Raw genomic sequence first — 14,176 nt, forward strand, 5'->3', positions numbered from 1 at the left:
AGAAGCCGTCGCCCGCCTCGCCCTCCACTCACGGAACCATGCGGATCGCACTGTTCATCACCTGCCTCAACGACACGCTCTTCCCTGCCACCGGCCGGGCAGTGGTGACGTTGCTGGAGCGGCTGGGCCACCGAGTGGACTTCCCGCCGGAGCAGACCTGCTGCGGCCAGATGCACTTCAACACCGGTTACCAGCGCGACTGCGTGCCGCTCGTCCGGCGTTTCGCCGAGGCCTTCGCCGGTTACGACGCCGTCGTCACGCCGTCCGGCTCGTGCGCCGCCATGGTGCGCGAACACCACGGGCGGGTCGCTGAGGTGTCCGGCGACGACCGGCTGTCCACCGCGGTCCGTGCCGCGCCGCGTGTGTACGAACTCTCCGAGTTCCTCGTCGATGTACTTGCTGTCACCGACGTCGGGGCGTACTTCCCGCACAGGGTCACCTACCACCCCACGTGCCACTCCCTGCGCATGCTCGGCGTCGATGACCGGCCCCTCACCCTGCTGCGGGCCGTCCGCGGCATCGACCTGGTGGAACTCGGCGCGGCCGACCAGTGCTGTGGGTTCGGCGGCACCTTCGCCCTGAAGAACGCCGACACATCGGTGGCCATGTGCACGGACAAAGTGCGGCACGTCCTGGCCACCGGAGCCGACGTGCTGTGCGCCGGTGACAACTCCTGCCTCATGCACATCGGCGGCGCACTGTCCCGCCTGCGCACCGGAGTGAACGTCATGCACCTCGCCGAGATCCTCGCGTCCACGGAGAAGGCACCGGTACATGGCACGGCGGAACCCTCTCCCACCTCCTGGCGCGGCACCGAAAGGACGAAGACCCCGTGAGCGACGCGACGTTCCTGGGCATGCCGGCCTTCCCGGCGGCGGCGGCGAGCGCCCTGCGCGACTCCCAGCTGCGCGGCAATCTGGCCCGGGCCACCGGCACCATCCGCTCCCGGCGCGCGGCGGCCGTCGCAGAGCAGGACGACTGGGAGCAGTTGCGGGAGGCGGGCCGCGCGGTCAAGGAACGCACCCTGCGCCATCTGGACCGGTATCTGCTGCAGGTGGAGGAGAAGGTGACCGCGGCGGGCGGCAAGGTGCACTGGGCGCGCGACGCCGAGGAGGCACGCCGCATCGTCGTCGGCCTGGTGCAGGACACCGGTGAACGGGAGGTCGTCAAGGTCAAGTCGATGGTCACCCAGGAGATCGGGCTCAACGAGGCGCTGGCCGACGCCGGCATCGACGCGTACGAGACCGATCTGGCCGAGTTGATCGTGCAACTGGGCCATGACCAGCCCTCCCACATCCTGGTCCCGGCCATCCACCGCAACCGGGCGGAGATCCGGGAGATCTTTTTGCGGTCGATGGGCGCGTACGGCACCGCGGCACCGGCCGACCTGGATGACGATCCGCGGCGGCTGGCCGAGGCCGCGAGGCGTCATCTGCGGGAGAAGTTCCTGCGGGCCAAGGTCGCCGTCTCGGGTGTCAACTTCCTTGTTGCCGAGACCGGGACGGCGGTCGTGGTGGAGTCCGAGGGCAACGGCCGGATGTGCCTGACGCTGCCCGAGACGCTCATCTCGGTGGCCGGGATCGAGAAGGTCGTACCCACCTGGCAGGACCTCGAGGTCTTCCTGCAGCTGCTGCCGCGCTCCTCGACGGGGGAGCGGATGAACCCCTACACCTCCACCTGGACCGGCACGACCGCCGACGACGGGCCCCGCGCCTTCCATCTGGTGCTGGTCGACGCAGGCCGCACCGATGCGCTCGCCGACCCGGTCGGCCGACAAGCACTCAACTGCATCCGCTGCTCCGCCTGCCTCAATGTGTGCCCCGTGTACGAGAGGGTGGGCGGACACGCCTACGGATCGGTCTACCCCGGCCCGATCGGCGCCGTCCTCAGTCCCCAACTGCGGGGCACCACCTCGGACGTGGACCGCGCCCTGCCGTACGCGTCGTCGCTGTGCGGGGCGTGCTACGAGGTCTGCCCCGTCAAGATCAACATCCCCGAGGTGCTGCTGCACCTGCGGGCCCGGATCGCCGAGGAGGGGCGCGGGCGGCTCGTGCCGAAACCGGAGCGTCTGGCGATGGCCGCCGCACGCTGGGTGCTCTCCCGTCCCTCGCGTCTGACGGCCGCGCAGCGAGCGGGAGCCCTGGCCGCACGCCTGGTGGCCCGGCGCGGTCGAGTGGGCCGGCTGCCCGGCCCGCTGTCCCGCTGGACCGACACCCGCGACGCCCCCCTCCCGCCCGCGCAGACCTTCAGCGCCTGGTGGAAAAGGACGCACCGATGACCGTACGCCGGGAGGAGGCAGAGATGAACGCGCGAACCGAAGTACTGGACCGGATCAGGCGCGCCCTGGACGACGTGCCCGCGAGCGAGCGTCCACAGGACGTCCCGGTGCCCCGCCTGTACTCCCGCGGCGGCTCACCGTCGGCCGGGTCGACGGCGGCCGGGGAACTGCTCGCCGAACGACTCGCCGAGTACGGGGCGTCGGTGCACCTCGTATCGACGCAGGACGTCGCCCCCCGCCTGGGGCGGTTGGTGGCCGGCCTCGGCGCCGGTTCCGTCGTGATACCCCGCGGCTTCCCGCCCGAGTGGCTCTGCGCGCTGGACCCCGACCGGGTACTGACCGACGAGCCCCGTCTTCCGGTCGCCGAACTCGACCGGGCCGGTGCGGTGGTGACGACCGTGGCCGCCGCCATCGCCACGACCGGAACCCTTGTCCTGGACGGCGGCCCCGGCCAGGGCCGGCGCGCCCTGACGCTGGTGCCTGACGTCCATGTGTGCGTCGTACGCGCCGGACAGGTCGTGGCCACCGTGCCCGAGGCGTTCGCCGCCCTGGAACCGGTGCGTCCACTGACCTTCGTCTCCGGGCCGTCGGCCACCAGTGACATCGAACTCGACCGGGTGGAGGGAGTGCACGGTCCACGCACGCTGGAAGTCCTCATCGTCGTCTGAGAGAGTCCGATCATCTCGTCCTCACAGGAAGAGAGTTGAGCAGTGAAGCCCGCCCTTCACCCAGTACCGCAACGGCACGCGGCAGCACCGACGGCGCCTCACCCGGTCCCCCGGCCCGCCAGCCCCTCGGCATCGGCGAGCTGCACGCTCCCTGCCGAGAAACGTGCGGTAGCAACGGCCAGGGCATTCGCCCGGGACCGGCTGACGGCATGGCGCCTCGGGGACGAAACGGCCGAGACAGCGAGCGTCGTGGTGTCGGAGTACGTCACCAACAGCGTCCAGCACAGCGGCGCGCACCACGTCACCCTGCGACTCGCCTGCTGCGAGTCACACCTGTGGATCGAGGTCATCGACGCCGGTGTATGGCGAAACCGCACGGGTCCCGAAGAGAACGGCCTGGCCGAGTGCGGCCGGGGCTTCTGGCTGGTCGACGCACTGACCCAGCGCTCCGGAGTGCACCACACCCAGCAGGGCACACACGCCTGGGCGCTGCTGACCCACACCCCCGCCACGTGCAAGCGCCCCGACCGCTCGTTAGCCGGGCACACCGGTACGGGGACCGGCTCGCGCCGCTCACCCGCACGCCGCTCGGTCCTTCGCCTCCCCGGTTGAGCCGCACACGGTAGGGGCCAGCAGGGCGCTTTCGGACGACCACAGCTGGTGCGGGCCCTGGCGTACGGGCAAGGGTATGCCGGGCCCCCCAGGCCCGACCGTTGACAACACCCAACGGTGCTCCGAAACCGGCGAGTCCAAGGCGGGGCAAAGGCGCGCACCGGTTGTGCGTCAGAGGCACAAGTCTGCGGAGTGGAGCGGGCGGCCGCCCTCGGCTTCCTCGCAGCGCCGTGACACACGACGCCGGCGCGTGCGACCACGCTCGGTGGACATCTCCGGCGCGGCTTTCCCCAGCGCACGCCGGATCGACCGGTACTTCCTGTGCTTCCTGCGCTTCCTCTAGAGTCACCGCATGACGGAGGCACCGGCCCAGGACCGCGGCGCGCGGTCCCGTGACGCGATACTGGACACCGCCACCGACCTGATGTCGCGCCACGGCTACGCCGCCACGTCCATCTCGATGCTCTCCGCCGCGTGCGGTCTGCCGGTCAGCTCGATCTACTGACACTTCGGCAGCAAGGAGGGGATCTATGTCGCGGTGCTGGAGCGCGCCAGGACCGCCCTTCTGGCGGCTCTGCCCCCGGCCGAGGTGTCGGGCGGCGACGTCGCGCAGCGTCTGGACATCTTTCTCGTGGAGCTTGGGGACGCCTTCCAGCGCCACCCGCGAGGTGTGAAGCTGCTGTTGGGGCTGGGTAAGGTGCGGCAGGACGCCAGTGCGGCGGCCGTGGCCGAGGTGCGTCACTACCGCGACGCGCTGGTGGCCTGGGCCCGGGATGCGGTGAGCTCCGTCTTCGCGCTGCGTGACCGCCCCGTGCACGGTGCCGCCGCTCGGCGCGCCTCTGTAGGGAGCGTTCCATTCAGCCCGATCCGTGTCTACGCACCGACAGAGAAAAGGCCGAAGTGGACCCCTGCCGTACACCGGGAGGGGTCCTCGCCGACTGCGGGCGGGCCAGCTCCGAATACCACATGCAGGCGTTCCCTGGCGCGGTGCGTACGGGGTCGCGGCCGCTCGGTTTCACCCGGACGCCTTTCACAAGTCCCGGGTCGTTGACGGGGACGAGGCCGGTAAGGGCTGGGGGAAGTGGCCGGCCGGGCATCCGCGGTGCTGCAGGTGCTGCCCGCCGTCGTCGATGTGCAGGCTGAATGTTTCCGGCCCCGGGCGGTCTGCTTCGTCGTACGCGGACAGGATGGTCTCGATCCGCTGCCACGGTGTCATCACCCGCCAGCACATCCGGTTCCAGAGGCTGCGCATCTGAGCCAATCCGCCCCAACCATCGGCACAGCGAGGTCAGTTGAGATGCATACTGGGCGCCGTCAGTTCGCTTCGACCCGGCCTGACACCACACGGGGGCGGATTCGGAGGATCGCGATGAAGGTGCGGCTGCTCTGGGGTGCCGCCGCGGGAGCCGTCGCTGCCATCGCGGCGCGGGCGGCGGTTAGTTGGATCGAACGCCAGCCCGACCCCGTCCCCTACGAACGGCTCCGCCGCGAACCCGAGGGCCAGGAAGCGTTCCTCCCCCGCCCCGACGGGACGGTGCTGCGCACCATCGTCGCGGGTGAAGGCCCAACGGTGGTACTGGCCCACGGATACGGTGCCTCGCTCCTGGAGTGGAATCTGGTGCAGGCCACCCTGGTGGTCGGCGGTCACCGTGTCATCGTCTTCGATCAGCGCGGCCACGGAGGGTCGACGCTGGGTGCGGACGGCATCGGCTCCGGCCCCATGGCGCAGGACTACGTGGCGGTCCTGGAGCACTTCGACGTACGCGACGCAGTGCTCGTCGGGCATTCCATGGGAGGGTTCCTCGCGCTTCGTGCCGTGCTCGACCATCCCCCCGTCGCCCGGAGGCTGCGCGGCCTGGTGCTGTTCGCGACCTGGGCGGGCCGCATCTACGACGGAGCACCGCACAACCGGCTGCAGATCCCGCTGCTGGAGATGGGCATCCTCCAGCGGCTGGCCCGCACCCGCACGGGCGGAATCCTCTTCGGAGCCGCCCAGTGCGGCAAACGCCCCTCTCCCGCGATGATCGAGGTGTTCCTCGAGGTCTTCTTGCAGCAGGCCCATGCCTCGCTCGTACCGATCGTGCGGGCGTTCGCCCGCGAAGACCGCTATCCACGCCTGGCCGAGATCGCGGTCCCCACCGTCGTCATGGTCGGCTCGGCCGATCGCAGCACACCGCCCAGCCACGCCCGCCGCCTTGCCGCCGGCATACCGGGCGCACGACTGATCACCGTGCCGGACGCCGGACACATGTTGAACTGGGAGGACCCCCACGCCCTGGTACAGGCCGTCAGCTCCCTGCACGATGGTCGTTGACCCCCCTGACGCGTAGCGGCCTCCGCAACACCGTGCGCCGCTGTGACGGGAAGTGCGGGGTCGGTTCTCGGCCGGAGGCGAACCTGCTCGGGCAATTGGCCGGTAGCGCGGTGTGATCCGCCCTCGGATGCGGCTTAGGTGAAGGGGGCGAGTAGCCGTGTCGGGCGAGGGGGACAGGTGTACGACTACATCATCGTGGGTGCCGGATCGGCGGGGTGCGTGCTGGCGCACCGGCTCAGCGAGGACGAGACCACGCGCGTTCTGCTCATCGAGGCGGGACCCGTGGACGACGCCCCTGAAATCCGCATCCCGGCAGCGTTCAGCAAGCTCTACCAGACCAAGTACGACTGGAGTTACCTCACCGAGTGCGAACCGGGACTGGACGGCCGCCGTCGCTATCTGCCCCGCGGCCGGATGCTCGGCGGCTGCTCGTCCATGAACGCGATGATCTACATACGTGGCAATCGCCGTGACTACGACGCCTGGGCGGCCGGCGGCGCCGACGGGTGGAGCTGGCAGGATGTCCTGCCCTACTTCCTTCGCGCCGAAGACTTCGGGGGCGCCCCGTCGCCCTGGCACTCCACCGGCGGGCCTCTCACGGTCAGCGAGGGCCGTTCCCGGCATCCGTTGGCGGACGCCTATGTCACGGCAGCACAGGAGGCGGGCTACCACTACACGAGCGACTTCAACGGCCCAGAGCAGGACGGCGTCGGCTACTACCACCTCACCCAGCGAGGCGGGCTGCGTTGCAGCACGGCCGACGCCTATCTGCGGCCGGCCTTGTCCCGGCCCAATCTCGAGGTGCTGACCGGCGTCCCGTGCACCCGCGTACTCCTGGACGGCGACCGTGCGACCGGTGTCGAGGTGGAACGGGACGGCGAACTGCTGTGCCTACGTGCCGAACGGGAGGTCGTGCTGTCGGCCGGCGCCTACAACTCCCCGCAGCTGCTCATGCTCTCCGGCATCGGCCCGGGCAGCGAACTCGCTTCCTACGGCATCACGCCCCGCGTCGACCTCCCGGTGGGGGAAAACCTGCAGGACCATCCGCATGTCGGTCTGTGCTATCTCACCGAGACCGAGTCGTTGTTCACCGCCGAGACGCCGGAGAACGTCCGCCTGCTGGAGACCGAGGGCCGCGGTCCCCTCACCTCGAACGTCGGCGAGGCCGGCGGATTTCACCGCACCCGTGAGGGATTGGACGCTCCCGACATCCAGGTGCACGCCACCCCGGTGATGTTCCACGAGGAGGGCATCAGCCCCGTGGCCGACCACGCTTTCATGTTCGGCGCGGTCGTCCTCGCCCCCACGAGCCGGGGCAAGGTCTCCCTGCGGTCGGCCCTGCCCAGCGCCAAACCGCGCGTTTTGCACAACTACCTGGCCACCGAGGAGGATCGCGCCACGATGATCCGGGCACTGCGGATGTTGCTCGACATCGCCGCTCAGCCCAGCCTGGCCAAGCACCGGCGTGCCGACTTCCGCGTGCCGCGCTCCACGGACGACGCCGGCCTGCTCGACTTCGCCCGGCGCGAGTTGCAGACTCTTTACCACCCGACGAGCAGTTGCTCCATCGGCCCCGTCGTGGACTCCCGGCTCAGGGTGCACGGCGTGAGCGGCCTGCGGGTGGTGGACGCCTCGGTGATGCCCACCGTGGTGCGGGGCAACACCAACGCCCCGACGATCATGATCGCGGAGAAGGGCGCAGACATGATCCGCGGTCTTTGATCTCCAAACAAGGCAGGAGCAGGACACCGTTGGGCCCGCCCGACCGCCCGGACAAGGCGCGTCAAACGGTCGGTGCGGCAGGGATGCCGTGCGCGAGCGGTCACCATCTGCGGTCATGGCCGACGACTTCCTCTCTTTCGTCAAGCCGGCCCAGGTCCTGGCGGCTCAGACGCCTCGAAGCCGAGAGATGCGGCTATCGCCCGCCAATGGATTGAGTCAACGCCACGCCGAGTGCGTATCGCTTGACAAGGAAACCGTAGACACACGTCTGCGGTCCGGCTCCGACAGACGATATCGACCCGATCTCCCGCGTTGACCGGCCAGTTCAGCAGATCACTGGAGTGGTCGGCACGCATTCCACGGAGCGCTACGCGGGCCGTGGTGGCGCCCCGCCCCGGACTTGGTTGGTCGAGGAGGACTAGCGATGGGATTCGACGAGGCCGAACCGCCACCGGCCCTCAACCGGGGGCGCGAGCCCGCGCAAGAGATCCAAGATTCATTTCAGGCAGTTCTGAACGCCCTGGATGCCGCTCGCGCCGATCTCTACGCGATGGAGGAGCACCAAGGGTCCGGAAGCCCGTTACCGTCCTCTGACCGGCCCAGCGCAACAGCCGGGTACGGCAGCCCCACCCACCCCGTCCCGTCCCCGCCACCACCGCAGCCGGGGACGCAGGGCCTCAGATCCCGGCCCGAGCTGGTTCCGGTCCGTCCGGAAGGCCTCCCACCGTCTGCCGACCCGCCTCAACCCGCTTGGGACCGGCCGGCCGCCGGGAACGCCGCCGTCGAGCCGCTGTGGTCACGCGGGGTGCGGCAGGAGGCCGACGCGCCACGGGAGGCGGGACAGCCGCCCACTGCGCGCGGCGGGGGCCCGGCGCAGGCCGAACCGCCGGCAGCTTTCCCGCCGCCCCCAGCCGCTCTGCAGGATCGTGCGCGCCGATGGACCGACTCCACTGAGGACTCCCCCTACCCATCGCGGGCCGCGCAGCCGAACCGCTTCGTTGCCCCGCCCTCCCAGACGCCGCTGCGCCCAGAACCGGCCCGCCCCCCTGAGCCCAGGGGAATCCAACGACATCGCCGTCTCACCGACCGGCGACACAGCCGGCTCGCCGGAGTCTTCGGCCTGGGCGCCGTGAGCGGATTGGTCCTTGCCTCTTCGCTGCTCAGCAACGGCGACTCCGCACCGGCGACGCCGCCTGCGTCCTTGGAGCAGCCGGACCGGCCATGGCCTGAGAATCCGGCACCTGCAGCCCCGTCCCCACCGACCGGGCAACCGAACCGGCCGAATCCCGGCAACGCCTCGCTTCCCGAGATCCCGGGCACCGGGCTGCTGCGCCCAGGCGACACTGGACACGGTGTTTACGAGTTGCAGGTACGTCTGCTCCAGATCCCTCACATCTATGACGGAGGCGCCATCAACGGCCGTTACGACACGGAGGTCCGGCAGGCAGTGGCCCGATTTCAGAATGCATATGGCATCCATGGAGACGAGACCGGCATCTACGGGGACAACACTCGACACGCCCTCATGCTGCGGACGAAATAGCCACCACAACCACATGCCAGACGCTGCGACGATTGCACGGGCTGCTGGAAGTCACCTCATGGAGCGGTTCCGCATCGGTGCGGAGACCACGGCCTGTGCTGCACGGCGACCCATCCGACGGAATACCCCCGCGTCGGCGGGGAGGACGCGAGGAACTTGGTCCCCAGCCCGGTGCGGAACGGAAAAAGCCATATACGAGGTTCGGAATGAGAACGACCTCTGAGGCTCCCGGCCTCATCAAGGTGCGCTCCCGGGTATCTGGCTGGACCACCCGCACGCCGGCCGCCAAGCCGGTCAAGAAGACCCCGCCTGCGGCACGGCTCGCCGCCCTGTTCCTGGCCGCCCACGCCTCCTCCAAGCTCCACGGCACACTGCCCGACGATCTCCCGGAGCCTGCCGCGCTGCCCTGCCTGACGTGCTGAGCAAGAACTTCCTCGCTTGGATCTTGGTGGTCAGTCCGCCTCGCGGGCCGCGGGACCGTCCGAGTGAATGGTCGGCCGGCGGAGGCTCTGGCCCACGCCGTCGCCGGCCTGCTCGCCGACCCCGCGGCCCGCGAGGCCTGCGGAGCGGCCGGTCGTCGCAGAGTGCTGAGCCGGTTCAGCTGGAGCCAGGCCGCCGCGGCCACCTACTGCGAGGTCCTCGACGCCGAGCCCGCCGCTACGGGCGCCGGCTGAGATGACCGAAGGGGGTGCGGGCCGTCACCGTCGGCCCGGGTGACGGCCCGCCCGAACAGCATGAGCGAACATCCCGCACACCCCGCGCTCGATGACGCGCGCCTGCACTGCCAGTCTCGGGAAGAGGCACTCGACCGGTTCTGCCGGCACGGCCTGGACGGGATCGCGACTGGGGTGGCCGGCTCGCCGACGTCCTCAGCGGCGGCGGCCGGCTGCTGGGTCACCTGACCGGACTGGGCGCCGGGACGGTCCACGCCGCCCCGGCCGCCGCTCAGGCGGCCGTGCTCAGGACGGGCTGCCCCGCCACGTCGCCCTCCTCCGTGCGGAGCATCACCGGCGTCGTGGCCCGGCGCTGCCGGAGCAGGCAGCCCGCACCGATCGCGCCGGCGATGAGCAGGCCGCCGGTGACGAGGGCGCCGCGGGCTCCGTGCCAGCTCCATGAGGAGACCGAGGACGGGCGGGCCGCCCAGGCTCCACACCGTGCCGATGCTGCCCCACACGCCCAGCACTCGTCCCCGCAGATGCGCGGGCGGGTCGGTCTGCAGGACGGCCGTACCGGCGGTGTCGGAGACGGACTCCACCACGGCCATCGGCAGCACGAGCACGATCAGCACCGCAACGGACGGTGACAGCCCCGCCACCACCTGGAGCAGTGCCCCGGCCGCCGCGAGCCCCCCACGAGCCGCACGGACGGCCGCCGCAGCCGGGCGGCGAGGACGGCGCCGAGGATGCCGCCGACGGCGAGCACGGTCGAGACCGTGCCGAACGAGCCGGCCCCGCCCGCGAGCGGCCCGGTGACGAACACGGCCAGGGTGAGCTGGTAGCTGCGGCCGAACACCGCGCTGATCCCGGTCACACCGGCCAGCGCCATCAGGCGCGGCCGCCGCGCGAAGAACCGGAGCCCCTCACGCACGGTCATGTCGGCGCCCCTCTGCTTCCGGTCCACGGCGACCTGCCGCACCGCTCCGGCCGCCGGGCGCAGGAACGGAATCACCGAGGCCACGAACAGGAACGACACCCCGTTCGCGAAGTACGCCACGGACGTGCCGAGGAACCCGACCGCCACACCGGCGAGAGCCGCTCCCACGAGCCGCCCCGCCTGGTGCACCAGCGCCCCGACCCCGATGGCCGAGGGCACGTCCTCCGCCGGGACGAGATCGTTGCCCAGCAGCGCGCACGCGGGGTTGTCGACGGTCGCGACGACGCCGGTGACGGCGGCCAGCACCATCAGGGAGGTCATGTCGAGCCGGTCCAGCGCCACGAGGACGGCCGTCGTGAACGCGATCGCGCCGAGCAGCGCCTGGCTCACGGCCGCCGTCAGCTTGCGGGGCCACCGGTCGACGGCCGCGCCGCATAGTTTGGCGAGCCCGTCGTGACCAGCTGTGTCGTTATCGGCGATGGCGACGAACCGGTTGGCGACGCCAGCGACGATGAAGGCGTTCACTGTCTTCACCAGAGCACCGACGTTTCGTTCTCCCGGGGCAAGACGGAAGTTCATGAAATTGACGAAACAGATCAGATGCGGGTCGCCGCGCGGATCGCGCCTCCGGCCTGACCTGATCCCGCCACACCACGGCCCCCTGGGGGAGAGAAGTCGCCCCGGGGGTCCGGCAGATGGAGTCGTGCTGCTCAACGACAGCGCGCGTCTAGACCGTGTCTGGCTGAGAAGATGTACCCGACCACGCGCATAAGAGACGGCATGCTCATGCCCATGGCAGGGTTGGCAGCGCTTTAGCCAAGGCACATCACCCCATGACCAAGGGAGAGTGCACGTGAGCAAGTCCGTTGTCCGTAAGCGGGGAAAGCTGAAGCTGGCCCTGGTGGTTTCGTCCGCAGCGCTCGCTGTCCCCGGGGTGACTGCCGCAGGAGCGGTGGCGCAACCATCGGAGTACACCACGGCCTCGGCGGGTGCCTACTCGCCGCCAGCGAATGCCATCTGCTGGAACGGCGGCCGGCTGGTCTTCTACACCTGTGACCCTCGCCGAGCGTTGCCAAGCTGTGGGCCGAGCAGGGACGGCCTCTACGAGACAGATGCCATCGGTGACCGTTGGCTGTGCGGACGCCACAGGGACAGAAACGGCAAGTGGGGCTGGGGTTGGAAGAAGACTCAAGGGTGCCTCACGGCCGCGGTCAACAACAAGCGATCCGCAGTCGCGCCGCGTCAGCCTGCTGACTGCTGACCTCGCGTCTGGCGAGTGGTACTGCAGACTGGCAGTACCACTCGCTGTCCCCTGCTTGAGGAGCGTTATGAACGAAGAGATTCCTCACTTCACACCCCGCATGCAGGAGGTGTTGAGGGACGCCGAAGCGTTGGCGCGATCGCTGGGGCATGAGCATGTGGGTACCGAGCATGTGTTTCTCGCGATTGCGCGGGACGCGGAGGCTGTTCCCACGCAGGTTCTCGCGGAATTCGTGCCTCCGCACCGGGTAGTCCAGGCTCTGACGACGCAAATGCAGGCCCCCGAGTATCTCGGGGAGACCCAACCGACTGTTGACAGTGAGCCCCCGGGCTCCGTCTAGAGCGGGCGACGGCGAAGGTGCGCCCGACACGTGACACGGCCTGCCTGTCCGCCTGCGAGGCGCTGGTGTTGTCGCGGTCGCGGTGGGCCTTCGCCCGGACCCGCGACCGCGAGAACCTGGTCGATGAGCAGCGGGACCGGTCGAAGTGGGGGAGTGGGCACGCGCGTGTAGCGGCTCTCCGATACCGGCGGCCCGTGTGCCCCAAACACCGACTCCCGCGCCCAGGACGAACTGGCGGCCGGTGCCGAACGCGACCGTGCCGGCAACTGGCGAGCGACACCTCCAGGAGTAAGCACAGCGTCGGTGATTTCAGGCGCCGCATGGTCAATGCCGGGCAGAACACCGATGCGGGCATGGCCCTCAAGGGCTTCTACACCTACAGCCGCGTCCTGGAAGAGGACCGGTTCCTGGCATGGATCAGGTAGCCCCAGCCAGATGCGACCAGACGAGGCCACCGTGAGCGAGCCAGCACCTCCAGGCACGGCCCTGGTGGATGTTGAGTACCACCTCTTCCAGATCACAGACCCGCAAGGGCCAGTGGCCGACGACCTGGACGCCAGCCATACCGGCCTGGTGTCCGCCGACGGCGGAGGCATCGAGGTGACCACCGGGATCCACACCGGAGAGGTCTACGTCACGGTCGAGCCGCACTCGAAGTGGCCCGACCCCGCCCCGGGCTGGGAAGAGATCGCTGAGATCTCATGCCACTCTCCCTCCCGTGAACTGCTGGTGACGTCCTTCACGGATGACCCCGCGGATCTGCCTTCGCTGGCCTCCGACGGTCCCGGCTCGTACCGGCTGCGTGTCCAAGCACGCGGCCGGGACAGGGCCGTCGACCAGACGACGGTGGACGAAGTCGTGGAGTCGTACCTGATCCAGAGCTGGCCCGCCGCACACCAGGACGCTCTCCTGGTGCAGGCGACAGACGCCTACGGGGCCCAGTCGCGAGCCCAACAGGCTGACGACACCATCGTCATCGACCACGAGGACTCACTCGACACGCAGACCGGCCAGGAACGCGACATCCTGCGCCGGGCTGAACGCGGCGACTACTCCTGACCAGCGATCATGCACGCCTTCGGTTGGGGCGACTGTGCCGCCCCAACCGAAGATCACGTCACCCGGTCTCCGCAGTGCAGGTAGTGGTGTACCGGGCTGGCGGTCGTCGCGACCGGGCCGTCGTTCCACGCCGGCCTCCTCACGGCTACCTTCCGCCCCGTCACCTCCCACGTGGTGGTGCACGGCTTGGCGGTCACGAGCGTCGGCTTGCGGGGAGGGGGCTCGGCAGAAGCCTGTGGCGCTGCCACGGCCCCGGTGAGAACGGCCAGAGCGGCAACGAGAGGGAGCGCCTGTTTCATGGTCATGGAACCCCGAGGATGCGGCTGGTCGTCACGGCCGCTGAGGGATGATCACCCGGCCGTGGCTGAGGCGACCCCCGCGTCGGCCGGGAGGACCGAGCGGCTGTGCGACGACTGGGCCAAGGGAGCGGAGCACCCCCGCGTCGGCGGGGAGGACCGTTGAGCCCCACCGGGAACCGGCCTTGGTAGTCGGAGCACCCCCGCGTCGGCGGGGAGGACGAGGCGGTGACCCTGCCCAGCGGGATGCCGGACGGAACACCCCCGCGTCGGCAGGGAGGGCGGGCCTGGCGCCGGACCCGAGTACGTCGTCGACGGAACACCCCGCGCCGACGGGGAGGACGACCAGCTCCGCACGGAGTTGAAGTGGGGCGCCGGAATACCCCCGCGTCGGCGGGGAGGACTGCTCGTGCTTGTTGCGCCGCTGGGCGTTGTCCGGATCACCCCCGCGCATCTGCGGGGAGGACACGCGCATCGAGTTCTACAACGG

12 protein-coding genes and 1 pseudogene are annotated in these 14,176 nt (G+C 70.0%); 12 read left to right on the forward strand and 1 reads right to left on the reverse strand.

Translation table 11 applies throughout. The features are described 5' to 3' along the window. The first annotated feature begins 38 nt into the window (after positions 1-38). The 10 genes from SSQG_RS37860 (at position 39) to SSQG_RS37905 (ending at position 9,811) form a co-directional block, all read left to right on the forward strand. The gene (locus SSQG_RS37860; RefSeq protein ID WP_003995309.1) at positions 39-836 is read left to right on the forward strand and encodes a (Fe-S)-binding protein; all 798 of its coding nucleotides are present in this window, start codon (positions 39-41) and stop codon (positions 834-836) included. A 20-nt stretch (positions 837-856) separates the two neighbouring features. Then, positions 857-2,278, forward strand: a complete 1,422-nt coding sequence (locus SSQG_RS37865) for a LutB/LldF family L-lactate oxidation iron-sulfur protein (protein ID WP_039935852.1) — start codon at positions 857-859, stop codon at positions 2,276-2,278. A gap of 23 nt (positions 2,279-2,301) precedes the next feature. Continuing rightward, positions 2,302-2,946: a LutC/YkgG family protein gene (locus tag SSQG_RS37870; RefSeq protein ID WP_003995311.1), complete on the forward strand. Its 645-nt coding sequence runs from the start codon at positions 2,302-2,304 to the stop codon at positions 2,944-2,946. A gap of 42 nt (positions 2,947-2,988) precedes the next feature. Further along, the gene (locus SSQG_RS40210) at positions 2,989-3,558 is read left to right on the forward strand and encodes an ATP-binding protein (protein ID WP_078506998.1); all 570 of its coding nucleotides are present in this window, start codon (positions 2,989-2,991) and stop codon (positions 3,556-3,558) included. A gap of 352 nt (positions 3,559-3,910) precedes the next feature. Then, complete coding sequence (locus SSQG_RS43345) at positions 3,911-4,063, forward strand: TetR/AcrR family transcriptional regulator (protein WP_244299428.1); 153 nt, start codon at positions 3,911-3,913, stop codon at positions 4,061-4,063. Positions 4,064-4,927: 864 nt separating this feature from the next. Next, positions 4,928-5,872: an alpha/beta fold hydrolase gene (locus SSQG_RS37890; RefSeq protein WP_003995316.1), complete on the forward strand. Its 945-nt coding sequence runs from the start codon at positions 4,928-4,930 to the stop codon at positions 5,870-5,872. 177 nt (positions 5,873-6,049) lie between these two features. Then, positions 6,050-7,594: a GMC family oxidoreductase gene (locus SSQG_RS37895; protein WP_039934512.1), complete on the forward strand. Its 1,545-nt coding sequence runs from the start codon at positions 6,050-6,052 to the stop codon at positions 7,592-7,594. Between the two features lie 550 nt (positions 7,595-8,144). Then, a complete protein-coding gene (locus SSQG_RS40215; protein WP_078507078.1) occupies positions 8,145-9,137 on the forward strand; it encodes a peptidoglycan-binding domain-containing protein in 993 nt (330 codons plus the stop codon). Positions 9,138-9,343: 206 nt separating this feature from the next. Then, a complete protein-coding gene (locus SSQG_RS37900; RefSeq protein WP_003995319.1) occupies positions 9,344-9,559 on the forward strand; it encodes a hypothetical protein in 216 nt (71 codons plus the stop codon). Positions 9,560-9,622: 63 nt separating this feature from the next. Next, positions 9,623-9,811: a glycosyltransferase family protein gene (locus tag SSQG_RS37905; RefSeq protein ID WP_003995320.1), complete on the forward strand. Its 189-nt coding sequence runs from the start codon at positions 9,623-9,625 to the stop codon at positions 9,809-9,811. A 271-nt stretch (positions 9,812-10,082) separates the two neighbouring features. On the opposite strand, the pseudogene SSQG_RS37910 reads toward SSQG_RS37905, so the two are convergent. Then, positions 10,083-11,168, reverse strand: a pseudogene (locus SSQG_RS37910) (MFS transporter); the annotation flags it as partial. A gap of 923 nt (positions 11,169-12,091) precedes the next feature. Here SSQG_RS37910 and SSQG_RS44205 point away from each other — a divergent pair. After that, a complete protein-coding gene (locus SSQG_RS44205) occupies positions 12,092-12,331 on the forward strand; it encodes a Clp protease N-terminal domain-containing protein (protein ID WP_425315028.1) in 240 nt (79 codons plus the stop codon). A 456-nt stretch (positions 12,332-12,787) separates the two neighbouring features. Continuing rightward, the gene (locus tag SSQG_RS37920) at positions 12,788-13,390 is read left to right on the forward strand and encodes a hypothetical protein (protein ID WP_244299430.1); all 603 of its coding nucleotides are present in this window, start codon (positions 12,788-12,790) and stop codon (positions 13,388-13,390) included. Positions 13,391-14,176: the final 786 nt, after the last annotated feature.

The sequence above is a fragment of the Streptomyces viridochromogenes DSM 40736 genome, from assembly GCF_000158955.1.
GTDB classification, from domain to species: Bacteria; Actinomycetota; Actinomycetes; order Streptomycetales; family Streptomycetaceae; genus Streptomyces; species Streptomyces venetus.

Bases quoted from the DNA above. Each gene is read 5' to 3' on its own strand.
- SSQG_RS37860 (WP_003995309.1), top strand. From the start codon at position 39: ATGCGGATCGCACTGTTCATCACCTGCCTCAACGACACGCTCTTCCCT.
- SSQG_RS37865 (WP_039935852.1), top strand. From the start codon at position 857: ATGCCGGCCTTCCCGGCGGCGGCGGCGAGCGCCCTGCGCGACTCCCAG.
- SSQG_RS37870 (WP_003995311.1), top strand. From the start codon at position 2,302: ATGAACGCGCGAACCGAAGTACTGGACCGGATCAGGCGCGCCCTGGAC.
- SSQG_RS43345 (WP_244299428.1), top strand. From the start codon at position 3,911: ATGACGGAGGCACCGGCCCAGGACCGCGGCGCGCGGTCCCGTGACGCG.
- SSQG_RS37890 (WP_003995316.1), top strand. From the start codon at position 4,928: ATGAAGGTGCGGCTGCTCTGGGGTGCCGCCGCGGGAGCCGTCGCTGCC.
- SSQG_RS40215 (WP_078507078.1), top strand. From the start codon at position 8,145: ATGGAGGAGCACCAAGGGTCCGGAAGCCCGTTACCGTCCTCTGACCGG.
- SSQG_RS37900 (WP_003995319.1), top strand. From the start codon at position 9,344: ATGAGAACGACCTCTGAGGCTCCCGGCCTCATCAAGGTGCGCTCCCGG.
- SSQG_RS44205 (WP_425315028.1), top strand. From the start codon at position 12,092: ATGCAGGAGGTGTTGAGGGACGCCGAAGCGTTGGCGCGATCGCTGGGG.